We start from the raw sequence: 25182 nt of genomic DNA, 5'->3' as shown, positions 1-25182 counted from the left end.
ATCAATGTGAGGGACGACCGCTTGCCTTCCAACCAAGCCGCGCGACGCGCGCATCAAACAGCGCCGTAGCTAGCGCGGCTTGGTTGAAGGCCGCAGGGAGCCCGTTACCCCATCTACATTCCGCGCAAGGTGATGAGATGACAGATGAACTCGATGCAAAGATCGTCGAAGACGTCGCGGACGCGCTGATCTATTCGGATCGCTCCGGCACGATCGTGCGCTGGAATCGTGCATCGACGGCCTTGTTTGGTTTTTCGGCGGACGAAGCGCTGGGCCAAAATCTCGATCTGATCGTTCCCGAACATCTGCGGGCCGCGCACTGGAAGGGTTTTGAGGCCGCGATTGCGAGCGGCAGCATGAAGCTCGCGGGCCGGCCGACGCTCACCCGCGCGCTGCACAAGAGCGGGCGCAAGCTCTACATCGAAATGACCTTCGCGCTGGTGCGGGATGCCGACGGCACGGTGCTCGGATCGGTCGCGATGGCGCGCGACGTCACCGAGCGCGTCGAGCGTGAGCGAGCCGCCAAAGCTGCACAAAATTCGTGATGCGGAATTGACGGCGCCGTCATGCAGGGCGCCCTGCATCAGCGTCAGGTTGCCTGTCACCGGGTGCAGTGACACACTCGATCAACACAACGATCGGGAGCGAACATGACCGCGACAGCTGATTCTGCGCAGGAAGCCCAATGGAAGCGCTGGCGCGGGGTCGCCGATCTCTATCATGCCTACTTCACCGGCCTCATCCTCACCGTGGTCACGCGGCGCGGCACCGCGGATGCGGCCGAATTCGTCTTCCGCGTGTTCCGCCGCCAGCAGCAGGAGCGCTTTCTGCCTGGGCTCGAAAAGCTCGGCCTCAGCCATCTGCCACCGGCGGTGGCCGCCGCACAATATCACTATCTCTCCAACTGGATCGGCGGCGTGCATGTCGAATACATGTATGAGAGCGACGCCAAGGCCTGGATCCGCTATCCGCCGCCGCGCTGGATCTGGAGGGGCACTGCGATCTGCGGCGTACCGGGCGAGGTCTCGCGCGCGATGTTGCGCGGCTGGCACGCCAACAACGGCGTCGCGCTCGGTGATACCAGACTCGGCTTCGTCTGCACCAAGCAGAGCGTCGACGGCCAGGACGGGCTCGAAGGCTACTACTTTCAATACGACCATCCGCTCGAACTCGACCAGCGTCTGGTGTTCTCGCGACATCTGGAAGCGCCGCTGTTCGACGCCAAGACTGCGCCGGCGCTGCCTGTCTCGAGCTGGCCGAAGCCGCGGCTCGAAAAAGCCTATCGCAACTACGCGATGGAATATGTGCGCACCGCCGCGCCCGTGATGGTGCAGCTGTTCGGGCCGGAGGATGCCGGCTATCTCCTGCACCTCACCGGCAAGCTGATCGGCATGCAATATTTCGACGAGGTCGCAGCCGCGCTCGCGATGAACCGCGGCGGTGCGCGCGAATTCGCATCGTTCCTCAATGCCCTGTTCGCCGCGCAGGACGATACCGCCGAGACCTCGCAATCCGAAGGCACGTTCGAAATCCGCCAGCAGAGCTGGAAGCTGATGGACGATGTCGCCGACTATCACCGCGCCTGCGCTAAGGTGCTGGAGGGTCTGTTCGAAGGGCTGGCCGCGGGATGCGGTCGGCACATCGGCGTGCATCTGCGCCCGACGTCAGGCGGCCGCCCGCCGCTGGTCTGGACCATCGGGTAATTCCACCTGTTGAAATGCGCTGCCGCAGGGCACGCCTGCACCTGGCGCAGGAGGAATCGGCGCGCACCGTGCTAACAAGCCTCTCGCCGCGCCTTTCGCGCGAAGAAATTGATTGGCACACCTAGTCATTGCCGCGCCGCAAATGGCGCTTGTGCCCGGGAGAGGAAATGTCCGACATCGCCGAAATCCCGGTCGATGAACAAGAACGTCCGCTGCCGCCGCCCCCGCGACCGGTCAAGAGCGCGTTGACCGACGGGCCGATCCTGCGCACGTTGGTGGGGCTGGCCTGGCCCAACGTGGTCGCGCTCTCCGCCGGCACCTGCGTGGTGATCGCCGAGACCTCCTATATTGGCCGGCTCGGCGTCGAGGCGCTGGCCGCGATGGCGCTGGTATTTCCGACAGTGATCCTGACCATGACGATGTCGGGCGGCGCCATGGGCGGCGCGGTGGCCTCGTCGATCGCACGTGCGCTCGGCGCCGGCGATCGCGAGCGCGCCGGCACGCTTGCCGCGCATGCGCTCTTGATCGGCGTCACCTTCGGCCTCGTCTTCATGCTGGGCATGCTGGTCTTCGGGCGGCGCGTGCTTGAGCTGCTCGGCGGCCGCGGCGATGTGCTCACGCATGCGGTCGCCTACACCCAGGTGTTCTTCGGTGGCGCCGTGCTGCCCTGGCTGCTCAACACCATGGCCGGCGTGCTGCGCGGCACCGGCAACATGAAGCTGCCGTCGCTGCTGATCCTCAACTCCGCGGTCTGGCAGGTCGTGCTCGGCGGCACGCTGGGGCTCGGGCTCGGGCCGGTGCCGCAACTCGGAATGCGCGGCGTCGCCGCCGGCGCGCTGATCGCCTACTCCATGAACATCTGCGTGATGGGCTGGTACCTGTTTTCGGGGCGCGCGCGCGTTGTGCCGAGGTTGCGCGGACTTCGCGTCCAATGGGCGATGTTCTTCGACATCCTGAAGGTCGGTGCGATCGCCTGTTTCTCGCCGCTGCAATCGGTGCTGACGATCTCGATCTTCACCCACATGCTGGCGAAGTTCGGAACTGCGATCCTCGCCGGCTATGGCATCGGCGCACGGCTGGAATTCCTGCTGACCTCGATCGCGTTCTCGTTCGGCATCGCTTCGGTACCGATGATCGGCATGGCGGTCGGCGCCGGCCGCATCGCGCGCGCCCGGCGCATCGCCTGGATCGCAGGTGCGAGCGCCTTCATTGCCGTCGGCGCGCCGGCATGTCTGGTCGCGATCTTCCCCGATCTCTGGGTCAACATCTTTACGGACAGTGTGACCGTGCGCGCGGCTAGCCACCAATATCTGTCGACGGTCGCGCCATTCTACGCTTTTATTGGCCTTGCCTCGACGATGTACTTCTCCTCGCAAGGCGCGGCGAAGGTGATCGGCCCGGTGCTGGCGCAGACCGCGCGTCTCATCTACATCGCCGCCTGCGGCTGGTGGCTGTCCACGCATGACGCCACCGCGCGGAGCTTCTTCTGGCTGGCTGCAAGCTCGATGGTCGTGCTCGGCCTCCTCTCGTGCTCCAGCGTGGTGCTGACACGATGGGGACCGCGCGAGAGCAAGCCCGCAATCAGACCGGCTCTTTCGGCCGCGACGGACTGAGACGTGTACGCATAAAGGCGCAGGTGCACGCTTCTGAGGTGGGTGAAGTCGGCTTGCCAGATTTTTGTTTCTGAATGTTTCTGGCCGCCCTTTGGCAACTTCGAGTAACCGGAGCTGGTCTTTGCCGAATGCTCCGCGCCAGCTCTTGGGGACAACGTCAGATCGAGTCCACCAAAAGCACGGAAAGCCAGCATGACCTCGATTTCGGCGCTCTCCTCCCACCACCACGCATCACCATCGCAGCGACTACAAGATGGACTGCAAGCGGAAGTCAGTTCAGGTGCGGTCAATTCGTCCGATCAGTCGGCGCTGGCGTCCGCGCTCAGCGACATTGATACCGCCTTGCAATCAAGCAGTGCGAGCGATCAGTCCAGCGGTAGCAAATCATCGCCTGAAGCCTTCAAGTCGAAGATCGATGATCTCATCCAGCAGGAAGTTTCGGCGGGCAAGCTAACCGACCAGCAGGCCACCGAGCTGCAAGGTATTTTCAAGGCAGCGCTCTCCCATGGATCGGGTGGGGCAGGTGGACCGGGCGGAGCAGGCGGACCGCCGCCATCCGACGGGACTCCTCCCGCCAACGGCCCGGATAGTTCGTCAAGCGGCAGCTCGGCGGTGGACCTGCTTCAACAATTTCTTGAGCTGCTGAAGAGCTCGCTCGCGGATCCGACTTATAGCGCGACGCGATCAAGCGACCCGAAGAATGCAAACGATCCTTCGCTGTCCGGCATCCTCATCAACGATCGGATCTGATATCAGCGACGCATCATCCGCTTGGCGCGGCGACTGCACGCCGCCGCGCTCTAGCGATGCTTGTGGCGGCGATGGCCGCCACCGCCGCCGACATTGGCGAGCCGCATCAGTTGCGGGATCATTGCCATCATGTCGCCGCCGCCGGAACCACCGAGCATGCCCATGATATCGCCGCCGCCCATGCCGCCGATCCCGGTCGGCATGGTGACGCCTCCGCCCATCGGCGCGTAGCCGCCATAATTCGGCGCGCCAAAACCGCCGCCGAAATTGCCGCCGCCTAGCTCGCCGCCGCCGTTCTCCATCATGCGGCTCATCATCGGGCCCATGGTCTGCATCAGCATGGCGAAGCGGCGCTTGCCCATCTTCGCCTTCATCATCTCCAGCATTGGCGCCATCTGGGTCATCATGTCCTCGCCGCCGGCACCTCCGCCGCCGCCGAGGAACTGCGCCTTCGCCGGCGCGCCTGAGATCGACAACAACAGCAGCACAGCAGTTGCCTGGCAGATCACCTTGTCAGCACCTCTCATGGCATGCTCCTCGCGTGCGTGGCTTCGCCGGGAGAGCGGAGCCAACGGGACGCACGCAGCCATGGTTAGGACGGAGGAGGAGACGGCTCTGTGAGAAAAGTCACGCAGGCGCGAGCATGATCCGGAAAAGTGTGCAGCGGTTTTCCGAAAAGATCATGCTCAACAAAAGCCTAGGCGGCTGGCGGAAACGCCCTGTGCATGGCGGACACGGCCTCCTTTGTCTGTCCCTGGATGTAAGCCGCGAGTTCGTTCGGCAGCATGTCGATGATCCAGACCAGCCGGCACCTCGTCTCGCCTTCGGCGATCACCTGCACCGAAGCGCTGTAATACTTCAGCCGCTCGTTGTTGATGGCATAGACCAGGCGTTGCCGCGCATCGTCGCAATCGACGAGCACCTCGCGTACGACGGAGCCGTTGGCGAACGCGACGATCCGTGCATCGCCGTCGAGCGTGCACGCGGTGACGAAGCCCGGCACCAGCCGCTGATGCAGCGCGCCGAAATCCCGCACCGCGTCCCAGACATCACGGGCTGGGACGGGGAGGGGTATGTCGTTGTGGATGGAGGCCATAAGAGTTTCCTCAAATGCAGTATTGGTAGGGTGGGCAAAGGCGCGTAGCGCCGTGCCCACCATTCATCGCATTGTCGCGAGCAATTGGTGGGCACGCTTTCGCTTTGCCCACCCTACGAGATCTCGTACGCAACTGACGCTCACGCACAAACCGCCTCGACATTGTTGCCGTCGGGATCGATCAAAAACGCCGCATAGTAAGTCGGGCTGTAATCCTTGCGCGGGCCGGCGCCGCCATTGTCGCGGCCGCCGCTCTTCAGCCCTTCGCTGTGAAACGCCTTGACCGCATCGTGGTCCTTGGCGCGGAAGGCGATGTGCGCGCCGTCGGCCTGCCGTCCCTTGTTCAGGTGCAGCCAGAGCGCCGGCTCGCCCTTCGGCCCAAAGCCGGCATAGCCGTCGCCGCTGGAGCAAAGGACATAGCCGAGCGGCGCCAGCACTGCGGTGTAGAAGCGCGTGGCGGCGTCGAGGTCGGTAACGCGAAGGCCAATGTGGTCATACATGATCGTCTCCATTGCAAAGCGCACCGTGAGTGGCGCGCGCCGGAAACGACCCTAGTCAGTTGAGGGCTCGCCGCTCTTGGAGAATCTTGCGCTCCCCCCGCGAGGCCTGGCGGAATTTCGTCGGCGACACGCCGGCGGCGCGGTGGAAGGTGCGGACGAAATTGGAGAGGTCGCCGAAGCCGACGTCATAGGCAATGTCGGTGACCGCGATGTCGTCATCGGCGAGCAGGCGCGCCGCATGCCGAAGGCGCGAGCGCACCAGATATTGATGCGGGGTGACGCCGAGGACGCTCGAGAACAGCCGCAGGAAATGGAACGGGCTCAAACCCGCCCGTCGCGCGGCCTGTTCGAGGTCGACCTCGGCATGCGAGTTGTCGTCGATCCACAGCGCGGTTTCCACCGCGCGGCGGCGGTCGCGCGCGGTGGGCGTATCCTGCTTGCGCGCCTTGCCCGATACAATTTCGATGAAACGACTGGCAAGGATCTGGCCGACCTCGTCGAGACCGAGATCGCTGTTGCCATCTGCTGCCGTCTGGGCCAGCTCCCCCAGCACCATCAGCTCGGGCAGCGGCGGTGTCGCGCCGACCTGCCAGATCTCGCGACGGCCCCCGAGAGCATCGACGAGATCCTTACTGAGGAAGAAGGACAGGCAGACGTCGCCGCTGACATGCTCATGCGTACAGGTGTATTCGTCGCCGGGCGCGCCGACCAGCATCGAGCCCGCCACCAGCTCGAAGAAGCCGGCGCGGCAATGGCAGCCAAAACTGCCCGAGCGGACATAGGCAATGGAATGGCCGGTGCGGCATTCGGCAAACGGCCTGTCGTCCGGCCCCGCATCGCAGCGAAACTCGGAGACGATCATCGAGGGGGTCGTCAGCAGCGTGGTGGCGTCCATGCCACCTATCTAGGTGGACGGCCCTGGCGGGGCAACGGGCAGCAACACCTCGAACAGCGTCTTGCTGGCGATCGGATGGGCGCCCTCCAGCGCCAGGAGCCGTCGCTTGGAGATCATCCCGCCGTAAGGCGAGAGTCGGTCGGGGTAGTTGCTGGCCTCAAGCACCCGGTGGCAGGGTACGATCAGCATATAGGGGTTTTTCGCGATCGCCTGCGCCACAGAGTAGGTGGCGCCGGAAGCGCCCAGCATCTTGGCGATCTCGTGATAGGTGCGCGTTTCCCCACGCGGGATGGCGCAGGTTGCCTCATAGGCGCGCCGGTGGAAGGCCGGCACGCCGCCGGCATCCAGGCTGACCTCGGAAAAATCAGGATCGCCGCCCTGCAGCAAGCCCACGATGCCCTCGATCGCAAGCTCGGCATTGTCGGACGGCCGCTGCTCCCGCGCCTCGGGATGGACCGCAAAAATCCGGCGGCGAGTGTCGATCTCCCGCGCCTCCGGCAATTGCACGGCGACCACGCCGGTGCTGCTCCAAATGATGCCGCAGCGCCCTATGGCCGTGTCGAATGTCGTGTAAGCACGCCCCACCATGCACACGCCCCACTCAGTGCACGTCTCTCCCCAGACCCAAGATCATAACACCGCCACAATCCGGCGCACCTGGAATCTTGCCAGGACGTTAACAACCGTTCGGCCGGGCACGCCAAAGCGCTTGGCGCGAGGCGCCGTCTCGGCTAATCAGGGTGGGCGCGGAGCGCACATCCGCGGGCGTAGTTCAATGGTAGAACGGCAGCTTCCCAAGCTGCATACGAGGGTTCGATTCCCTTCGCCCGCTCCAGCACTTAGCCGAAATGTGATGGACGGTTTTGCAAGCGGTTTTACAGGATTTGTTCACTCTCTGGCCTCCAGCTTCCTGATCCGCGCCTTGATGGCGGCGTTCCGGCCGACGTATCGCCGGATGATCTTCGCCACCGACTCCTCCTCTCATGCCAACGTCTCGGCGATCTCGCGCTCGCTGAAGCCTGCGATGTAGAACTTCGTCGCCGCGGCGACGGATGGCGGCAATCGGGCGTAAAATTGAACTTTTCACCGATCCGTCGGTTTTCTTCCGGGGCAGGCCAACTGGAGGTTTGCCATGCTCAAGGCACTCATTGTGGGAGCTGTGGCCATCGGACTAAGCGTCGCTCCAACAGCCACAAGCGCTATGTCGACGTCACACCAGACGACCCACAAAGTTCACCATGCAGGGAAGAAGATGGCGCCAGGCACCACGACCGGCATGTCGACTGGAACGACGACCGGAAAAGCGACCAGCGGCGCAAAGGCCAAGTCAGGGTACTGAACTGAGCATCGAGATCGAGATCAGCTAAGTCGCGATATCATGCTGATGTCGACAGCGTAGCTCTTCGCGATCTCGGCCAGCGTCTCGCCGGCAGCGCGGCGCTGGAGCGTTTCCTTGCGTTGGAAGTCTGACAGCTTCGGCTTGCGGCCGAACCTCACATCTCTTGCCATGGCGCGCTTCCGACCCTCTCCGGTGCGCTCGCGCATCAGGTCGCGCTCAAACTCGGCAATTGCTGCTAGCAGGGTGGACAACAACCGCCCCTGCGAGGAGGAGGTGTCGAATAGCGGATCTCCGAGGCTACGGAAGGCGGCGCTGGTCTTGCCGATGCGCTCGATCAGGTCCAGCAGCTCGCGAGGCCGATGCGTGGTGTGCCCCCATTAGGTCAATTCGCCCTATCGCCCAATGAGCCCCCTTAAGCTACGGACCGTGACATGACACCTCCAGAACAGGCAGGAGGACCGGCTTGGAACGGTACATCCACAGCGAGAACATCGCTCTCTTCAAACGAAGACTCGCGGATCCCAAGACGACCGACAGCGAGCGCAAGACCATTCAAAAGCTGCTGGCTGAGGAGGAAGCGAACGAAGCTCAGGGGCGAATCGCCCGTACAAACCAGGCTAATAGAACCCCGTGCGTCACCGCCCACCTCTCGACCAAGAGTCCGGGAACAAGCCTCCCGAACATATTCTGAAGGCAATCGACGAAGAGTCTGAAGCCACGATTTTGAACTCGTGCGCCGGGATCACAGCAAGCCCAAACTTATCGCCACCTGAAAGACGCAGGCATAACATTCGACGTCGTGCTGATGACGCCGCCAATCAGATCAAGGCAAAGCTCGCCGGCGCATCTAAGGAATGGGCGGCCAGTCTCGATGCACGAGGCAAGCCTGCATCGGCTATTCTTGACGAGTACAAAAAGTTGCCTGCTGCGGGAGCGGAAGACGGAGCATCGAAGAAGCCTTCGCCTGATTAGTAAGGAGTATCATCTGTGGCAGCGCACTGATGGTCTCGCTTTGGACTAAGTCAGTTGTTCTGACCCATTGCAGAGTCTAACATTTCTTGAATTTCACGCCGAAGCAGCGAAGATAGAGTGGAGCTTTCCCGTTAAGGGGGCATCCCATGTTCGACACGGCCACCACTTCGCTGTTGCGCGCGGTCCTCGATGAAGTCTGCGAGAGCGTTTCGCGGCGCGAAACCGGAGTGCGTACGCACGTCGCCTCGAAGATTTTGGAAGCCGCGACCAAGGGCAATGTCTCGCCCGAAGCATTGAGGGAAGTTGGACGCAAAGCCCTCTTGCAAGCGTCCATGTGGTGTTAACCGGACGAGGGGCGCCGTGAATTTCCAGGTTACGGTCCTGAAAATCTTGGTCAGCTACCCGCAGGGCTTCGCCGTGATGGCCGACCTCAAGCGGGACATGGCGTTCCTGGCGACCAGCGGCCGGGACTGGGCCGACCGGACCAAACGGCTCGCCTCGCGCGTTCCGAACCTGGACATCTTCTCGCAAGGCCTCGTCACGCGCGAAAGCGGCGGTTGGAAGATCACCGAGAAGGGGCGGACAGTGTTGGAACTCATGGAGGCACGCCCGGGAGCCGATGAACTGCTCGCTGGGGCTCCCACCGAAAGGGTGACTGTATCTGTGCCCCCGCGGCGCTTGACCGTCGAGCGGGCTAAGCGGCGGAGGGAGAGCCGCGAGCGGCGCCGTGAGGCTCGTGAACTTGCACGGGCTAACGCCTCTTGAACCCGGCAGCGATCTGCTCAGAAGGCTCCGAAATCGCGGCCGTAGCACATGATTGCCATGAGCGAGAGCAGAACAGCAGCAAATCCCGATCAGCGCTGCAATGAGAGCTGGAAGCGATCTCCGATCCGGAGGAACAGCAGCAGTTCTTCGAGAGCAAGACCAGCCATCTTTACGATGTCGGAAAGGCCGTGAACATGGCGGCATTAATGGAGATCGACGCCGTGATCGATCCAGCCGAAACGCGGTCCTGGGCTTGAGGTCTCCCTTTGACGATCCACTCTGGCGCAACAGTACGTAGAGCTGCCGTACTTTGTGCTTAATCCATTGCGCTTAGCACGAACTGCTGGCTGTCGAGGGACAGGCACGGAGTTCATGTTTTTGTGGTCCTAAGCGCCGCCCACGCAAATTCTTGCGTAACGTCAACGCGTCAGGTCAACGCCTCGGATCGAGGTAAGGCGCGTTGCACCGCATGTGGAGCGCAAAACGCAGACGGGAGATGATCCATGCCTGATGCACGAATCCATATCGTCGCAGCCATGCTTGCCACATTCGCACTCAGCTCGGCGTGTGCTATGACCTCGATGCAGCAACAGCCGGGCTCTGCGATCTCGGCACACGCCATGATCCCGAAGAAGCACGCCGCCGCCCGCCCGGCCAAGCCGGCGCACCATCGGCTGGTGATCCAGGTCAACCAGAACGACCCGGCCGTGATGAATCTCGCGCTCAACAACGCCACCAATGTGCTAGATTACTACCGCAAGAAGGGCGAAGAGGCCGATGTCGAGATCGTGGCATTCGGTCCGGGGCTGAATATGCTGCGCAAGGATACGACGCCGGTCGCAGATCGCATTCACGCGATGGCGGACCTCGCCTTCCCGAACAAGGTTCGCTTCGCCGCATGCGGCGTCACCAGGGAAGGGATGGAAAAGAAGGAAGGCAAGCCGCTCGAGTTGCTGCCGGAAGCGTCCATGGTTCCCTCGGGCGTCGTGCATATGATGGAGCTGCAGGAGAAGGGCTGGAGCTACGTCCGGCCGTAGGCAGGCGAACGAGGGGAGGCTGCGATGATGCGCAAGCTGCTGTTCATACTGGCCCTGTCGCTGCTCGTGCTGCCCGCTTCCGCGGAACATGCCAACAGGACCGGCGGTGAAAAACGGCACGCCGAGCGGACCGCACCTGCGCCGACGCGCGGCAGCCACGCCACGCGCACCCTTCAGCCACAGAGCGCAGAAGCGGAGGTGCGGGATCGCATCAACGCGGGTTCGGTCGGTCTCGCCGCGGGACTGCTGGAAGGCGCGCCGCTCCGCTTCGCCACCGAAATCTCGCGCGTCGTCAACGACGGCGGAAAGGTGCACGTGCTTCCCATCGTGACGCGCGGGCCGACCGAGAACGTCAATGATCTGCTCTATCTCAAGGGGATCGACCTCGCGATCATCAACAGCGATTCGCTCGATGAGTACCGCGCCCAGGTGCCCGAGATCGTAAACCGTATCGTCCAGGTGATGAACCTGTTCCCGTCCGAGCTGCACGTCTTCGTGCGTCCTGAGATCAACTCGCTCGCCGACCTCGCGGGCAAGAAGGTGAACTTCAACACGCAGGGCACTGCCGCCGCGTATTCGGGTCCACTGATTTTCAGCCGCCTCGGCATCGAGGTGGAGAAGACTTTCGTGCCTCACCCGGTCGCACTGGAGCAGATGCGCAAGGGCGAGATGGCAGCCGTGGTCTTCGTGACGTCGAAGCCGGTGGACGCGTTCGTCAAGCGCAAATGGGACGAGGGCTTCAAGTTCCTGCCGGTGCCGTTTGGTCCCGGGCTGTCCGACTATTACGTGTCGGCTTCGCTCACATCGGCCGACTATCCTGCGCTGGTGCCGGCGGGACAAACTGTCGAGACGATCGCGGTGCCGACGGTCCTGGTCGCCTATAACTGGAATCCCGGCTCGCCGCGTTATGACCGTGTCACGGCCTTCGTGAACGAGCTGTTCGGCAAGCTCGACCAGCTGCGTACGCCAGGCTTCGATCCGAAGTGGAAGGATGCCAATCCGTCTGCCAGTGTTCCGGGACTGCAGCGCCTGAAGGCGGCCCAGAATTGGCAGGATCCCCACATGGCCAATCGGACAGGACGTCCATGAGGTGGCTCGCCGCCATCCTGTTCGCCAGCCTCGAGATCGCGGAAGCCCATGGTCAACCCGCTTCCAGCACGCTGAAGGGGCTGGACGAATGCGTTGCCCGAACGCGTGCAGCCGAAGCGGCCTGCGATCAGGCCGGTAGCGACACCGCGGCTCGTCTCGCATGCAGGTTGAAGGCGCACAGCGCGGAGACGCAGTGCCTCGATAGCTTGTTCGGCAACAAAAGCAAAGAAGAGACCAGACAGCCCGGCGATACGCCCACCAAACCACGCGGCCGCACGCCGCCGGAGCCACCGGCGCCCGAACCGCCGCCAGTGGCGGCCCAGCCCAATACGGACGACACCACCGCGGCACTTCCAGCCGGCAAAGGTTGGCTGGTCAGCGAAACCACGTCTCCGAGGGACTTCTCTCCGCTTTTCGTGGCCAAGTTGTACGCGCTTCCCCCGGTCGCGGCCGACGCGCCGGAGACGCTGGTGCTGCGTTGCCGGAACATGCGGACCGAGATGTCCCTCGGTGCCAACGGCGTCTGGCGCGCCTTGCGCGGTGGAGACGTCGAGGTCGTGATCTCCCCCGATCAACCGGCGGCAAGGCCGATGCGCTGGCGATTGGCGGTCGACGGTCGCAGCGCCTCCATGCCGGGCGATCCGGTCGATCTGGTGCGCGGGCTCGGCGGGGGAAGGACTTCGATTTCCGTGACGGACGATGCAGGACGCATCAGCAGCGCGATCTTCAACCTGGCCGGCATTGATACCGTCCGCGCCAGGCTTGCAAATGCCTGCCGCTGGCCGAATGCGACGGTCGAATCGAGAGGGCGGTGACGCCATCGGGCTTTGCAGCCCTCGCGCGTCGCGCCAAGATTCTAATATATTCGCCCCTCGCTCCCGGCAATCACCGCGCCATCGGCCTAAGCTCCTCCTGCCCGGCGGCTGCGGTCCTTGCGCCGGGCGATGCTTGGATGAAGGTCAGGACCAACAAGAATGGACCAGCAAAAACTCGATCGCGCGATCGGTCGCCGCTTGAAGACCCTGAGGACGCAGGCCGGCATGACGCTGAATGAACTCGCTGCACGGTCCGGTGTCAGCCGGGCCATGATCGGGCGGGTGGAGCGGGCGCAGAGCAGTGCGACTGCTGCGCTGCTCGGCAAGCTTTGCGCCGCGCTCGACGTGTCGCTGAGCGATGTGGTCGCGCTCGCCGAAAAGCCGCCGGAGCGGCTGGTGCGGCTGGCCGACCAGCCGCACTGGCGTGATCCCGAGAGCGGCTATCGCAGGCGTCATGCCTCACCGACGGGTGCTGCGAGCGGCATCGAGATCATCGTCGTCGACCTGCCGGCCGGCGCGCGGGTGCCGTACAGCCCCTGGGGCCGCAACGCCTTCACCCAGCAGCTCCTGATGCTGGAAGGCGCGATCGCCGTGCACATCGACGCCAAGGCAGTGCGCCTGCGCGAGGGCGACTGCCTGGATTTCGACGTGATGCGTGCGGTCATCTTCGAGAACGAAACCAAACAGGACGCGCGCTACGTCATCATCACGCGGCGCGGCACCTCTTACGGGAAAATGTGATGTCACTGATCGTGCGGGACGCAACGCTGGAGGATGCTGCAGATGTCCTCGCCATCTATAATTTCGCCGCCATCAACACCACGGCGGTCTGGACCGACGGTCCGGCCGACCTCTCTTCGCGGCGCGAGTGGATCCGCACGCGGCAGGAGGCCGGCTATCCCGTGCTGGTCGCGATGAAGGGCAAGGATGTCGTCGGCTTCGCATCCTTCGGCGATTTCCGCCCCTTCCCCGGCTATCGCCACACGGTGGAGAATTCGGTCTATGTCGACGAGCGGCATCATCGGCTCGGCATTGGCCGCAGCCTGTTGGCCGCGCTGATCGAGCGCGCCACAGCGCTGGACAAGCATGTCATGATCGCGGGGATCGAGGCCGCCAACGCCGCCTCGATCAACTTGCATGCCTCGCTCGGATTCGTCGAGGTCGGCCGCATGCCGGAGGTCGGCTGTAAGTTCGGCCGCTGGCTCGATCTCGTTTTCATGCAGAAGCGGCTCGCAAGTGGCGTGAGACCGTGACGATGCAGATCCGCATCGGCGACACTTTTGATCCGCGCGTCATTGCGCTGCTCGATCATCACGTCACCGCCGCTCGGGCACAAACTGCGCCGGGCAGCGCGCATGCGCTCGATCTGTCCGGGCTGCGCGCACCCGATATCGCGTTCTGGACCGGCTGGAACGGCGACACGCTGGTTGCCACCGGTGCGCTGAAGACGCTTTCGCCTGATCATTGCGAGGTGAAGTCGATGCACACGCTGCAAACCACGCGGCGGCGCGGCTTCGGCAGCCAGATGCTCAGCCACATCATCGCCGCTGGCCGCGCACGCGGTATGGCGCGACTCAGCCTCGAGACCGGCTCGTGGGACTATTTCAGGCCCGCGGTCGCGCTCTACCAGGCGCATGGTTTCGTGCTCTGCGGCCCGTTCGAAGGCTATGTCGAAGATCCCAACAGCCTGTTCCTGACGCTCGACCTAAGCGGTAGTTGAACCCGCCGGGCGGCGACGCCCGGTGCAACCGGGACTCGAAAATTCCGTCGCGCCCCTCAAAATGAGTTGCGTACCTCAAAACGGCTCTGCTAGCCTCCAACCATGGCCGAGGACGCATCCACCACCGCGCTGACGCTGAAGGACATTGCCCGCGAAGCAGGTGTAAGCCTCGCGACGGTGGACCGCGTTCTGCACAACCGCCCGGGCGTGCGGCCGGACACGGTCCGGCGCGTGAAGGAGGCGATCGCGCGCAACGCGTTCCAGCCGCATGTCGCTGCCGCCGAACTCGCCCGCGGCCGCGCCCGCCGTTTCGCCTTCGTGATGCCCTCGGGGCCCAACCCGTTCATGCAGCAGATCGAGGCCTATCTCGGCGAGATGTCGGGCTGGCTCTCGGCCCGCCGCCTCAGCGTCGAGATCGTCGCCACGGATGTGTTCGATCCCTCCGTGCTCGCGGCTTCGCTGGAGTCGCTGTCGGGCGATTACGACGGCGTCGCTGTGGTGGCGCTCGACCATCCGAGCGTCCGCGCTGCCATCAACGACCTCGTCGAAGCCGGCACCAAGGTGGTCACTCTGGTCTCGGACGTGCCGTCGTCGCGCCGCCACCATTATGTCGGCATCGACAACATCGCCGCGGGGCGCACCGCCGGCGCGCTGGTCGGGCGGCTGATTGGCCAGCGATCCGGCAAGGTCGCGATCGTCGCGGGATCACAGGCCCTGCGCGACCATGCTGAACGCATCTTCGGATTCAACCAGGTGATGGCGTCGGAATTCCCTGATCTTGGCGTGCTGCCGGTGCTGGAGGGGCGCGACGAGGACAACCGTTCGGAGCAGCTCCTGGCGCGGCTGTTCGGCAGGCATGCTGACATTGTCGGCCTTTATAACGTCGGCGCCGGCACGCAAGGCGTCGGCAAGGCGTTAACCGACAAGGCGTTAACCGACAAGGCGTTAACCGATAAGGTTTCGAGCGATGCCGGACGCGAGAAGCGAGTGGTGTTCGTCGGACACGACGTCACCGCGCTGACGCGCCGGCTGCTGTTGCAGGGCGTGATGGATGCCGCGATCTCGCAGAATCCGGGACACGAGGCGCGCGCCGCCGTGCGCGTGCTGCTCGCGCTCGCGCGCGGCGAACCGATCCTGCGCGAACAGGAGAAGATCAGGATCGACATCGTGATGCGAGACAATCTGCCATAGGCCGCAAGGCCGAACGGCAGGATTTCTGGAAGGCCCCAGGCGAGGAAGGCGACGCAAGCTCGCACATCGCGACGGGCGAAGGGGAGGATGCCGTGTATCTCGGAATGGACATCGGCACGTCCGGTGTGAAGGCGGTGCTCGTGAGCGAAGCCGGCGCGGTCGTCGCGACGGCGGCGCGCGAGCTTGCGCTGTCGCATCCCGCGCCGCTGTGGTCCGAGCAGGATCCCGACGCCTGGGTCGACGCCGCGACCGGCGCGGTCGACGATCTTGCCGCCCGCCATCCGCGCGAGGTCGCGCAAGTGCGCGGCATCGGGCTATCCGGCCAGATGCACGGCGCAACCCTGCTCGGCGGGGACGGCCGCCCGCTGCGTCCCGCCATCCTCTGGAACGATGGACGCTCGCAGGCCGAATGCGTCGAGCTGGAGCAGCGCTGTCCCTCCCTGCACGCGCTCGCCGGCAATCTCGCGATGCCCGGCTTCACCGCGCCAAAGTTGCTCTGGGTCGCACGGCACGAGCCCGGCATTTTCGCGCGCGTGACAAAGGTGCTGCTGCCGAAGGCGTATGTGCGCTATCGCCTGACCGGCGAGATGGCCGAGGACATGTCCGATGCGGCTGGCACGCTGTGGCTCGATGTCGGTCAGCGCTGCTGGTCCGCGACGCTGCTGCAGGCCACGGGGCTCGATCTCCATCACATGCCGCGTCTCGTCGAGGGCAGCGAGGTGAGCGCGCTGCTTGCGCCGGAATATTCGTGGCGCTGGGGTATGGCGAAGGACGTCGTGGTCGCCGGCGGCGCCGGCGATTGCGCGGCGAGTGCGATCGGGCTCGGCGCAATCGCACCTGGCGATGCGTTCCTGTCACTCGGCACATCCGGTGTGATGTTTCGCGTCACGGATCGGTTCGCGCCGGCGCCGGCTTCGGCCGTGCATGCCTTCTGCCACGCGCTGCCCGGCCTCTGGCACCAGATGGGCGTGATGCTGTCAGCCGCGGCCTCGCTGGCCTGGCTCGCCGGCGTCATGGAGACGCCCGCGGCTGCGCTGCTGGCGCCGCTTGGCGAGCAGGTCGATAGACCGAGCCCCGTGTCCTTCCTGCCCTATCTCGATGGCGAGCGCACGCCGCACAATGATGCCGCTGCCAGCGGCGCCTTCGTCGGTCTGCGCGGTGCCACCGGGCGCGCGCAGATCGTTCAGGCCGTGCTCGAAGGCTGCGCCTTCGCCGCGCGTGACAATCTGGCGGCGCTGAGTGCGGCGAGCGGGTCGATCGCCGAGGTCGATCTGGTCGGCGGCGGCTCGCGCTCGCCGCTCTGGGCGCAGATCTGCGCCGACGTGCTCGGCATTCCCGTGCACCGCGTCGAGGAAGGCGAGGTCGGGGCGGCGCTCGGTGCCGCGCGGCTCGGCCGGCTCGCCGCCACAGGCGAAGATCCCGCGCAGGTCTGCACCCGTCCGCGCCGACTCGCGAGCTTCGCGCCCCGTGCGTCCATCGCCGCGGCCTATGACGAGGCCCATCGGCGTTGGCGCGAGCTTTATCCCGCATTGAAGGAGACCGCTTAAGTGAACGCGTCAACCAAGTTCTTCGATGCAAGCACGCCTGTCGCCTTTGCCGGCAAGGATGCAGGACACACGCCCGCCTTCCGCTGGTACGACAAGGACCGGGTCGTGCACGGCCGCAGGCTGGAGGATCATCTGCGCTTTGCGGTCTGCTACTGGCATTCGTTCTGCTGGCCGGGCGGCGATCCCTTCGGCGGCGAGACTTTCCTGAGGCCGTGGCACCACGGCAGCGACGCGATGGCGATGGCGCGGGCCAAGGCCGATGTCGCCTTCGAGCTGTTTCGCCTGCTGGACGTGCCCTTCTTCACCTTCCACGACGTCGATGCGGCGCCCGAAGGCGCCTCGCTCGCGGAGTCCGTCGCCAACCTGAATGCGATCGCCGATCTCTTTGAAGCGAAGATGGCCTCGGCGAAAGTCCGCCTGCTGTGGGGGACCGCCAACCTGTTCACGAATCGCCGCTATATGGCGGGCGCCGCGACCAATCCCGACCCCGAGATCTTCACCTACGCCGCCGGCCAGGTCCGCGCCGCGCTGGAGGTGACGCATCGGCTCGGCGGCCAGAACTACGTGCTCTGGGGCGGGCGCGAGGGCTACGAGACGCTGCTCAACACCGATCTCAGGCGCGAGCTCGACCAGCTCGGCCGCTTCGTGTCGCTGGTCGTCGAGCACAAGCACAAGATCGGCTTCAAGGGGCCGATCCTGATCGAGCCCAAGCCGAAGGAGCCGACCAAGCATCAATACGACTTCGACGTCGCCACCTGCTACGGCTTCCTCGCGCGCTACGATCTCCTGAAGGACGTCAAGCTCAACATCGAGCAGAACCACGCGATCCTCGCCGGCCATTCCTTCCATCACGAGGTCGCACTCGCCGAGGCGCTCGGCGTCTTCGGCTCGCTCGACATCAACCGCGGCGACGACCTGCTCGGCTGGGACACCGACCAGTTCGCGATGAATGTGCCGGAGCTCGCCCTGGTGTTCCACGAAATCCTGAACCGCGGCGGCTTTACCTCGGGCGGGCTCAACTTCGACGCCAAGATCCGGCGCCAGTCGATCGACCCGGACGATCTGATCCACGCCCATGTCGGCTCGATGGATGCGTGTGCGCGGGCGTTCCTCGCCGCAGCCGACATGATCGATGCCGGTGTCCTCACCGCGCCGCTCGCCGCGCGTTACGGCGGATGGGCTGGCCCCGAGGGGCGAGCCATTCTCGGTGGCCAGCGTTCGCTCGCCGATCTCGCCGACCGTGCGCTCGGTGCCGGCTTCGACCCGCAGCCGCGGTCGGGGCGGCAGGAATATCTGGAATCCCTGGTCAACCGCTACGTCTGAGCGAGGCCGATGATGGAAAGCAGCGAAGCAACACGACAGCCGGTGCTCCAACTGACCGGCATCGGCAAGGAGTTCGGCGCAATCCGCGCGCTGCATGGCGTCGACATGCAGGTGTTGCCGGGCGAGGTGGTCGGCCTGATGGGCGACAACGGCGCGGGCAAGTCGACGCTGGTCAAGATCATCGCCGGCAATTTCCGTCCCACCCACGGCGAAATCCGCTTCGCCGGCAGCGCGGTCCAGTTCAGTCGTCCGGTCGATGCCCGTGCGGTCGGCATCGAGGTGGTCTACCAGGACCTCGCGCTGGCCGACAATTTGACGGCGGCGGCCAACGTGTTTCTCGGCCGCGAGCTGAAGCGCAGGTTCGGCCCGCTTGCCCTGCTCGACCACAAGGCGATGGCGGCGCGCGCGCTGGAGCTGTTCGGCGAGCTGCGCTCGGAGACGCGCCCCGACGATCTCGTCAAGCAGATGTCCGGCGGCCAGCGCCAGGCAGTCGCGATCGCGCGGACGCGCCTGTCCAATGCGAGGCTCGTGATGATGGACGAGCCGACGGCCGCGATCTCGGTCCGTCAGGTCGAGCAGGTGCTCGGCCTGATCCATCGGTTGAAGGAGCAGGGAGTCGCGGTCATGCTGATCTCGCACCGCATGCCCGACGTCTTCGCGGTCTGCGACCGGGTGATCGTCATGCGTCGCGGCGAGAAGCGGGCCGACAAGCCGATCCACGAAACATCCCCCGAGGAAGTCACCGCACTCATCACCGGCGCGAAGGAGGCTGCGTGATGGCCATGCCCATGGAAAGCCCGATCAGCTTCACCAATATCGGCAAGGCGAAGTGGTGGCAGCGCGGCATCTTCGCTTCCCAGACCGGCTATGTGTTGATCGCGCTGGCCGTGCTGCTGGTGATCATGCATTTCGCCAGTCCCTATTTCTTCACCGAAGGCAATATGCAGAACGTGGCGAAGAACTTCTCCTTCATCGCCATCGCCACCCTCGGCGTCACCTTCGTGATCATCACCGGCGGCATCGATCTCTCGGTGGGTTCGATGATGTGCTTCTCCGCCATGATCACCTCGATGGTCATGACCGAGCTGTCGACGCCGGGCTCGTACGGCGCTTCTTTGTTCGTGCACATGGCGGCCGACGGCAAGACCGTGCTGGCCAATGTGCCGGGCATGATCCTGCTGGTTTCCGTCGCCGCGGGTCTCGGCGTTGCGCTGATCGCCGGGCTCGTCAATGGCTTCTGCATCGCCGTGCTCGGCCTGTCGCCCTTCGTTACCACGCTCGGCATGCTCTCGATCGTGCGCGGGCTGGGCTATGTCGTCTCCAATGGGCGCGGTAGTTTCCCGGGCGGACCGGACGCCGACTATTTCTACGCGCTCACCTCGGGCGACGTGCTCGGCCTGCCCGTGCCTTTCATTTATCTGGTGGTCCTCGCGCTGGCGATGGCCGTGGTCCTGCATCACACCTCGTTCGGCCGCCATGTCTTCGCGCTCGGCGGCAACGAGAAGGCGGCCGAATTGACCGGCATCCCGGTCGTGCGGGTGAAGATCGAGGTCTATGTGATCTGCGCGCTCGCCGCCGGGCTCCAGGGCATCATCATCTCCGGTTGGCTGGGATCGGCGCCGGCCAACATGGCGACGTCCTACGAGCTCAACGTGATCGCAGCGGCCGTCATCGGCGGTGCCAACCTTGCCGGCGGCATCGGCGGTCCGCTCGGCGCCATCGTGGGCTGCGTGCTGCTCGAGGTGATCCGCAACGGCCTCGTGCTGGCGCAGGTCAGCTCCTACTGGCAGCAGACGCTGGTGGGCGTGATCATCATCCTGGCCGTGCTGGTCGACCGCGTCCGCTCGCGGATGATCTGAAGTGCGCCGTTCCGGGAGGGCAACGAAGATGCCTGTCCGCTTCCCGGGGCGATCTTGAGAGGATGGGCACCAGAGAAGGGTGGAGGAGACAATGAGGAAACTTCTTCTTGCCGGCATCGCCGTCGCGATGATGGCAACGCCGGCGTTTGCCGCGAACTACCGCTTCGTGATTGTGCCCAAGGCGATGAATAATCCGTTCTTCGACTTCGCGCGCGACGGCTGCGAGAAGCGCGCCAAGGAGCTCGGCAACATCGAGTGCATCTACAAGGGGCCGGTGGAGCATGAGCCGGCAACGCAGGCGCAGATCATCCAGGACTTCGTCACCCAGAAGGTCGACGGTCTCGCCATCTCGGTCGCCGACGTCGCGGCCATGACCAAGTCGATCGAGGCGGCGACCGCTGCCGGCATCCCGGTCATCACCTTCGATGCCGATGCGCCGGGCTCCAAACGCATCGCCTATATCGGCACCAACAACAAGGAGTTCGGCCTCGCGCTCGGCAAGCAGTTGCTGAAGCTGCGGCCAGACGGCGGCAAATACGCCATGGTGTCGGGCGGTCCGGGCGCCAAGAACCTCGCCGAGCGCGTCGACGGCGTCCGCGAGGCGCTGAAGGGCTCGAAATGGACCGAGGTCGCGGGCTCTCCGACCTTCTGCAACGATGATCCGGCGCTGGCGGTCCAGCAGATGACGGATATGCGTACCGCAACACCCGACCTCGCCGCGATCGTTCCCGTCGGCGGCTGGCCGATGTTCGCTCCCGAAGGCTTCAAGGCGTTCGCCTCCCGGAACAAGAAGGATATCGATTCCGGCAAGTTCACGCTGGTCGTCGCCGATACGCTGAAGATGCAGCTCGAGCTGCTGCGCGATGGCTATGCCAATGCGCTGGTCGGCCAGCGTCCCTTCGAGATGGGCGAGAAGGCGATGGACACGCTGCTCGCCATCAAGAAGGGCGAGAAGGTGCCGGAGATCGTCTATACCGGCCTCGATCTCGTGACCAAGGACAACGTTGCGCAGATGTTGAAGTAGGAGCGCTGCCGGCCCCGCGCTCCTGCGTACCTCTCCTGCTTGCGGCCTTCGCAAGCGGGAGAGATGATTTGGACTGTTGGAAGGATATGGGAATGAAACGGTCGCGGCTCGGCTCTCTCGACGTCACTTCAATAGGTCTCGGTTCCGCTCCGCTCGGCGGATTGTTCACTCCCGTCAGCGATGCCGATGCGGAAGCGACGATCGAACGCGCCTGGTCGCTGGGCGTCCGCTTCTTCGATACTGCGCCGCTCTATGGCTTTGGCCTCGCCGAGCGGCGGCTGGGCGCATTCCTGCGGCAGCAACCGCGCGAGTCCTACGTCATCTCGACCAAGGTCGGCCGCCTGCTGCGTGTGCCCGGCGGGCCTGCCGCGGAGGACGACCATTACAAGAGCGGGCAGCGCGAGCGGCCGGTGTTCGATTTCTCCTATGAAGGCGTGTTGCGTTCAGTTGAGGAGAGCTTGAGCCGGCTCGGGCTCGACCGCGTCGATGTCCTGCTCGTACATGATCCGGACGACCACTATGACGCCGCCGTCGCAGGCGCCTTCCGCGCGCTCGAGCGCCTGCGCGCCGACGGTACGGTCAAGGCGATCGGCGCCGGCATGAACCAGTCGGAAATGCTGGTCCGTTTTGCGGAAACCGTGCCGGTCGACTGCTTCTTGCTCGCCGGCCGCTACACGCTGCTCGACCAGGGCGCGCTGGATGCGCTGTTTCCGGTCTGCCAGTCGAAAAACATTGGCATCCTGCTCGGCGGCATCTACAACAGCGGCATCTTGGCCAATCCGCATACCGGCGCGAAGTTCAACTATCAGGATGCCGATGCGGCGCTCGTCGCGCGTGCGCTCGAGCTCGACGGGCTCTGCCGCAAGCACGGCACCGAGCTGAAGGCCGCAGCGCTCCAGTTCTGCATGGTTCATCCGGCGGTGACGGTCGCCGTGATGGGCGCGCGCAATGCCGGTGAGGTCGCCGACAACATCGCGATGTCGGAGACGGCGGTGCCGCAAGCCTTCTGGCAGGAGCTGCGCGCGCGAAAACTCGTCGACGCGCGGGCACCGCTGCCGGGTGGAGCGTAAGGCATGATCATCGACGGCCATCAGCATTTTTGGGATCCCACGCGCGCCGACTATCCCTGGATGGACGCGCCTGAGCTCACACCGATCCGCCGCGCCTTCGGCCCCGCCGATCTCGCGCCGCTCTTGAAAGCAAACGGCGTCGACGCGAGCATCGTGGTGCAGTGCCGCTCCGCGCTGGATGAGACCGAGGAATTTCTGCAGGTCGCCGCCGCGAATCCATTTGTCGTCGGCGTGGTCGGATGGGCCGATCTCACCGATAGCGGTCTGGGTCAGACGCTCGATCGGCTGCGCGCTTCGCCGGGCGGAGACAAGCTGGTTGGCATCCGCCACCAGGTCCACGACGAGCCCGATCCCGATTGGTTGCTGCGCGAGGATGTTCGGCGTGGGCTGGCCGCGGTGTTCGCCCGCGATCTCGCCTATGATTTGCTCGTCCGAACTCGCGAGCTGCCCGCTGCGATCGCGACCGCCCGGGCCTTTCCGCAAGCGCATTTCGTCCTCGACCACGCTGCCAAGCCGCCGATCGCCGATGGCGGCAGCGCCGAATGGGCCGACCGCATCGCCGCGCTCGCGGCTTGCGGCAACGTCTGGTGCAAGATCTCGGGGCTCGCGACGGAATCGGTCTGGAACGATTGGGGCGCGGAGCGGCTGTTTCCGTTCGTCGAGCACGCCGCGCAATGCTTTGGCGAGGACCGCCTGATCTTCGGCTCCGACTGGCCGGTGTGCCTGCTCGCGGGGAGTTATGGCGAGATCAAGAACGCGCTGGAAGCGTGCTTGGCGAAGCTGGGTGGGCGTGTGCGGGAGAAAGCGTTCGGAGTGAATGCCAAGCGCGCGTATCGGTTGTCGGCTGGCTGAGGTGACACACCGACGTTTCCACATCGTCATGGCCGGGCTTGTCCCGGCCATCCACGAACTCGAGTCGCCAGCTGTACGAAGAACGTGGATGCCCGGGACAAGCCCGGGCATGACGAGTTTGGGCATTCTAGGCGTATTTCACGCGCCCGCAGGCACCTGATCCAGAAATCCCGTGATGCTTCTGATCCGGCCGTCCTTCAGCACGGCGAAATCCGTCCCCTTGATCGGGCTGTCGACACCATCGGGGCCGAGGCCCCAGGAGAAGCGGATGTGGTCGCCGTAGCCGTTGGGCTCGCCGATCAGCTTGAACTTGAATTCCGGAAAGCGCTGCTGCACGCCTGCGATCAGCGCGTCGATGCCGTCCTGGCCGTCGCCCTTCATCAGGGGATCGACATAGCTCGCATCTGCCGTCCAGTTCTCGCTGAGCAGCTCGCGCCGGCGGCCAGCCGCGCGCTCGTTCCAGAGCTCGATGTAGCGGCGGGCGATGGTGACGTGGTCGGTCATGTTGCTCTCCTTCGATGGCGCCGTGTCGGGCTGTCCCTGACTATCGAAGGTTTGCGCGCGCCGATCGATTACCTCGGAGATCATGGCCCGCAAAAAACTGAAGCGCGATGATGTTGTCATCGCGCTTCAGTCGCATGCGAAATTCTCGCGAAATTACTTCGCCGCGGTCACCATGATCTCGACGGTGTATTGCGCCGCCGCCAGCTTGGCTTCGACGGTGGCGCGGGCCGGGGTGTTGCCGGGCGAGACCCAGGCGTCCCACACCGCGTTCATCTCGCCAAAGGTCTTCATGTCGGTGATGTAGATCGTGGCCGAGAGCAGCTTCGACTTGTCGGTGCCGGCCTTGGCAAGATGGCTGTCGATCGTCGCCAGGATGTCCTGGGTCTGCTTCGTCACGCTTTCGCCGGCGGCCTTGTTGGCGACGACACCTGCGAGATAGACGGTGTTGCCGTGCACGACGACCTGGCTCATGCGCGGGCCGGATTCGAAACGCTGAATGCTCATTGGGAGTCTCCTGGTGGAATGGCGGCCCTGTCTAGCGCAGCGCCCCGTGCTCTGCCACCCCCGGCACGCATGCGTTGCCGCCGATGCATGCGTCGTTCACGGAAACTGACGGAAAAACGTCCAGATCGTCTCGGCGCCGTCGATGTCGCCGTTCTGCGGACCCAACAGCCTCGTCGCGATCTTCGGGAAGCGGGCATCCGGAGAGAAGCCGGGCATGCGATGTCCGCCGTGATTGATGCGATAGAGCACGACGTCGTGCCCCCGGGGACAGTGCGAGGAGATCCGCGTAACCGTGGACTGGTCCGCGGGCGCTCTGTCAGGTAAATCCGTCACGTCGGCGTCATCGATCTCGCAGCCATTGAGCTTACGCCAGAATTCCAGCGTCTCATTGGTCGACCAGAACCCGTCTGCGGCAAAATAGCTCGATCCGCGCCCGCCCTCGTAAGGGACAAGCGGGTCGGCCGTGCTGTTCATGATCAGCATCGGCAGCGGCCGTGACGGATGGCACGTGACCGCGGCTTCGTCGGTGAGATTCATGACCACGCTCGCGCCCGCCGCAAACAGATCGGCACGCGCGCAAATGAGCGTCATCACCATGGCGCCGCCATTGGAGATGCCGGCGACATAGATGCGCTTCGGGTCGGCCGTCCCGTTCGCCACCAGCTTCTCGACGAGCTTTGCGATGAAGGCGACGTCGTCAGTGCCCACAGGCGGGCCACGAAGCGCAGGCCCCGCCTTCGTCCTCGCATCGGCCCAGGCGTGGTTGAGCCCGTCGGGAAAGACCACGGCAAAACCTTCACGCTTCGCGACCTGCGGCCACGCCGTCCGCGCGACCATGTCCGCGCCGCGCTGGGTCTTGCCATGCAGCACGACCACGAGTGGTGCCGGCTTTTTCGCCGGCAGTTGCGTGGTGTAGGAGCGCTTCACGCCGCCGACGTCGACCGTATCGGCGGATGCGACTGAGGCGGCGGCCACTGCCGCAAGAAGCGCCCCGATATGTATCCACCGTCGCAC

General features: G+C 64.7%; 31 protein-coding genes and 1 tRNA gene. 23 read left to right on the top strand and 9 right to left on the bottom strand.

Annotation, left to right across the window (positions count from 1 at the left end; genetic code table 11):
• Positions 1-137 precede the first annotated feature (137 nt).
• From AC630_RS11970 to AC630_RS11955, 4 genes are all read left to right on the top strand, one after another.
• Positions 138-545, top strand: coding sequence for a PAS domain S-box protein (locus AC630_RS11970; RefSeq protein WP_074118734.1), 408 nt, complete (start codon positions 138-140; stop codon positions 543-545).
• A 105-nt stretch (positions 546-650) separates the two neighbouring features.
• Positions 651-1703, top strand: coding sequence for a hypothetical protein (locus AC630_RS11965; protein ID WP_074118733.1), 1053 nt, complete (start codon positions 651-653; stop codon positions 1701-1703).
• 167 nt (positions 1704-1870) lie between these two features.
• Complete coding sequence (locus AC630_RS11960; protein ID WP_074118732.1) at positions 1871-3316, top strand: MATE family efflux transporter; 1446 nt, start codon at positions 1871-1873, stop codon at positions 3314-3316.
• A 192-nt stretch (positions 3317-3508) separates the two neighbouring features.
• Positions 3509-4066, top strand: coding sequence for a hypothetical protein (locus AC630_RS11955; protein ID WP_074118731.1), 558 nt, complete (start codon positions 3509-3511; stop codon positions 4064-4066).
• Positions 4067-4116: 50 nt separating this feature from the next.
• Here AC630_RS11955 and AC630_RS11950 read toward each other — a convergent pair whose 3' ends face one another.
• The 5 genes from AC630_RS11950 to AC630_RS11930 all read right to left on the bottom strand — a co-directional run bounded on the left by AC630_RS11950 (position 4117) and on the right by AC630_RS11930 (position 7145).
• On the bottom strand, positions 4117-4593 hold the full coding sequence (locus AC630_RS11950) for a hypothetical protein (protein WP_074118730.1): 477 nt from the start codon (positions 4591-4593) through the stop codon (positions 4117-4119).
• Between the two features lie 170 nt (positions 4594-4763).
• Complete coding sequence (locus tag AC630_RS11945; protein WP_074118729.1) at positions 4764-5162, bottom strand: SRPBCC family protein; 399 nt, start codon at positions 5160-5162, stop codon at positions 4764-4766.
• 140 nt (positions 5163-5302) lie between these two features.
• Positions 5303-5662 carry a VOC family protein gene (locus AC630_RS11940; protein WP_074118746.1) on the bottom strand — a complete coding sequence of 120 codons (360 nt, stop codon included), beginning with the start codon at positions 5660-5662 and terminating at the stop codon, positions 5303-5305.
• A gap of 55 nt (positions 5663-5717) precedes the next feature.
• Positions 5718-6557 (bottom strand): helix-turn-helix transcriptional regulator, encoded by an 840-nt coding sequence (locus tag AC630_RS11935; protein WP_074118728.1) that lies wholly within the window; start codon positions 6555-6557, stop codon positions 5718-5720.
• 9 nt (positions 6558-6566) lie between these two features.
• Positions 6567-7145 (bottom strand): methylated-DNA--[protein]-cysteine S-methyltransferase, encoded by a 579-nt coding sequence (locus AC630_RS11930; protein WP_074118745.1) that lies wholly within the window; start codon positions 7143-7145, stop codon positions 6567-6569.
• Between the two features lie 173 nt (positions 7146-7318).
• Here AC630_RS11930 and AC630_RS11925 point away from each other — a divergent pair.
• Positions 7319-7392, top strand: a tRNA-Gly gene (locus tag AC630_RS11925).
• Between the two features lie 18 nt (positions 7393-7410).
• The gene (locus tag AC630_RS45365; RefSeq protein WP_167561175.1) at positions 7411-7587 is read left to right on the top strand and encodes a hypothetical protein; all 177 of its coding nucleotides are present in this window, start codon (positions 7411-7413) and stop codon (positions 7585-7587) included.
• A gap of 329 nt (positions 7588-7916) precedes the next feature.
• Here AC630_RS45365 and AC630_RS11915 read toward each other — a convergent pair whose 3' ends face one another.
• Positions 7917-8240 carry a recombinase family protein gene (locus tag AC630_RS11915; protein WP_283808409.1) on the bottom strand — a complete coding sequence of 108 codons (324 nt, stop codon included), beginning with the start codon at positions 8238-8240 and terminating at the stop codon, positions 7917-7919.
• Positions 8241-8359: 119 nt separating this feature from the next.
• Between AC630_RS11915 and AC630_RS11910 the strand changes: the two genes are divergently transcribed.
• The 17 genes from AC630_RS11910 (at position 8360) to AC630_RS11830 (ending at position 23160) form a co-directional block, all read left to right on the top strand.
• Positions 8360-8587, top strand: a complete 228-nt coding sequence (locus AC630_RS11910; protein ID WP_074118725.1) for a hypothetical protein — start codon at positions 8360-8362, stop codon at positions 8585-8587.
• 427 nt (positions 8588-9014) lie between these two features.
• A complete protein-coding gene (locus tag AC630_RS11905; protein WP_074118724.1) occupies positions 9015-9212 on the top strand; it encodes a hypothetical protein in 198 nt (65 codons plus the stop codon).
• 16 nt (positions 9213-9228) lie between these two features.
• Positions 9229-9633, top strand: a complete 405-nt coding sequence (locus AC630_RS11900) for a hypothetical protein (RefSeq protein WP_074118723.1) — start codon at positions 9229-9231, stop codon at positions 9631-9633.
• A gap of 503 nt (positions 9634-10136) precedes the next feature.
• Positions 10137-10670 carry a DsrE family protein gene (locus AC630_RS11895; RefSeq protein ID WP_143197983.1) on the top strand — a complete coding sequence of 178 codons (534 nt, stop codon included), beginning with the start codon at positions 10137-10139 and terminating at the stop codon, positions 10668-10670.
• A 24-nt stretch (positions 10671-10694) separates the two neighbouring features.
• The gene (locus tag AC630_RS11890) at positions 10695-11759 is read left to right on the top strand and encodes a TAXI family TRAP transporter solute-binding subunit (RefSeq protein WP_074118721.1); all 1065 of its coding nucleotides are present in this window, start codon (positions 10695-10697) and stop codon (positions 11757-11759) included.
• Positions 11756-12574: a type VI secretion system-associated protein TagO gene (locus tag AC630_RS11885; protein WP_074118720.1), complete on the top strand. Its 819-nt coding sequence runs from the start codon at positions 11756-11758 to the stop codon at positions 12572-12574. Before AC630_RS11890 ends, AC630_RS11885 begins: the two co-directional genes overlap by 4 nt.
• Positions 12575-12733: 159 nt before the next feature.
• The gene (locus tag AC630_RS11880; protein ID WP_074118719.1) at positions 12734-13315 is read left to right on the top strand and encodes a helix-turn-helix domain-containing protein; all 582 of its coding nucleotides are present in this window, start codon (positions 12734-12736) and stop codon (positions 13313-13315) included.
• Entirely contained in the window at positions 13315-13827 is a 513-nt protein-coding gene (locus AC630_RS11875; RefSeq protein WP_074118718.1) for a GNAT family N-acetyltransferase, read from the top strand. Before AC630_RS11880 ends, AC630_RS11875 begins: the two co-directional genes overlap by 1 nt.
• A 2-nt stretch (positions 13828-13829) precedes the next feature.
• Entirely contained in the window at positions 13830-14294 is a 465-nt protein-coding gene (locus AC630_RS11870) for a GNAT family N-acetyltransferase (RefSeq protein ID WP_074118744.1), read from the top strand.
• Positions 14295-14396: 102 nt separating this feature from the next.
• A complete protein-coding gene (locus AC630_RS11865; protein WP_074118717.1) occupies positions 14397-15485 on the top strand; it encodes a LacI family DNA-binding transcriptional regulator in 1089 nt (362 codons plus the stop codon).
• A gap of 92 nt (positions 15486-15577) precedes the next feature.
• Positions 15578-17032 (top strand): xylulokinase, encoded by a 1455-nt coding sequence (xylB, locus tag AC630_RS11860; RefSeq protein ID WP_074118716.1) that lies wholly within the window; start codon positions 15578-15580, stop codon positions 17030-17032.
• The gene (gene xylA / locus AC630_RS11855; RefSeq protein ID WP_074118715.1) at positions 17033-18355 is read left to right on the top strand and encodes a xylose isomerase; all 1323 of its coding nucleotides are present in this window, start codon (positions 17033-17035) and stop codon (positions 18353-18355) included.
• 12 nt (positions 18356-18367) lie between these two features.
• A complete protein-coding gene (locus AC630_RS11850) occupies positions 18368-19132 on the top strand; it encodes an ATP-binding cassette domain-containing protein (RefSeq protein ID WP_074118743.1) in 765 nt (254 codons plus the stop codon).
• Positions 19132-20214, top strand: a complete 1083-nt coding sequence (locus AC630_RS11845) for an ABC transporter permease (protein ID WP_074118714.1) — start codon at positions 19132-19134, stop codon at positions 20212-20214. Before AC630_RS11850 ends, AC630_RS11845 begins: the two co-directional genes overlap by 1 nt.
• Before the next feature lie 91 nt (positions 20215-20305).
• Complete coding sequence (locus AC630_RS11840; RefSeq protein ID WP_074118742.1) at positions 20306-21238, top strand: sugar-binding protein; 933 nt, start codon at positions 20306-20308, stop codon at positions 21236-21238.
• Between the two features lie 92 nt (positions 21239-21330).
• Positions 21331-22308, top strand: a complete 978-nt coding sequence (locus tag AC630_RS11835) for an aldo/keto reductase (protein WP_074118713.1) — start codon at positions 21331-21333, stop codon at positions 22306-22308.
• 3 nt (positions 22309-22311) lie between these two features.
• The gene (locus AC630_RS11830; RefSeq protein ID WP_074118712.1) at positions 22312-23160 is read left to right on the top strand and encodes an amidohydrolase family protein; all 849 of its coding nucleotides are present in this window, start codon (positions 22312-22314) and stop codon (positions 23158-23160) included.
• Between the two features lie 138 nt (positions 23161-23298).
• Here AC630_RS11830 and AC630_RS11825 read toward each other — a convergent pair whose 3' ends face one another.
• From AC630_RS11825 to AC630_RS11815, 3 genes are all read right to left on the bottom strand, one after another.
• A complete protein-coding gene (locus tag AC630_RS11825; protein WP_074118741.1) occupies positions 23299-23664 on the bottom strand; it encodes a nuclear transport factor 2 family protein in 366 nt (121 codons plus the stop codon).
• A 153-nt stretch (positions 23665-23817) separates the two neighbouring features.
• Positions 23818-24168, bottom strand: coding sequence for a RidA family protein (locus tag AC630_RS11820; RefSeq protein ID WP_074118711.1), 351 nt, complete (start codon positions 24166-24168; stop codon positions 23818-23820).
• Between the two features lie 96 nt (positions 24169-24264).
• Positions 24265-25182 carry a CE1 family esterase gene (locus tag AC630_RS11815; protein ID WP_143197977.1) on the bottom strand — a complete coding sequence of 306 codons (918 nt, stop codon included), beginning with the start codon at positions 25180-25182 and terminating at the stop codon, positions 24265-24267.

Origin of the sequence: Bradyrhizobium sp. AS23.2, assembly GCF_001908185.1 — a bacterium.
Classification (GTDB): Bacteria; Pseudomonadota; Alphaproteobacteria; order Rhizobiales; family Xanthobacteraceae; genus Bradyrhizobium.
The sequence above is the reverse complement of the archived record's forward strand: the minus strand, read 5'-3'. Positions and strand labels throughout refer to the sequence as shown.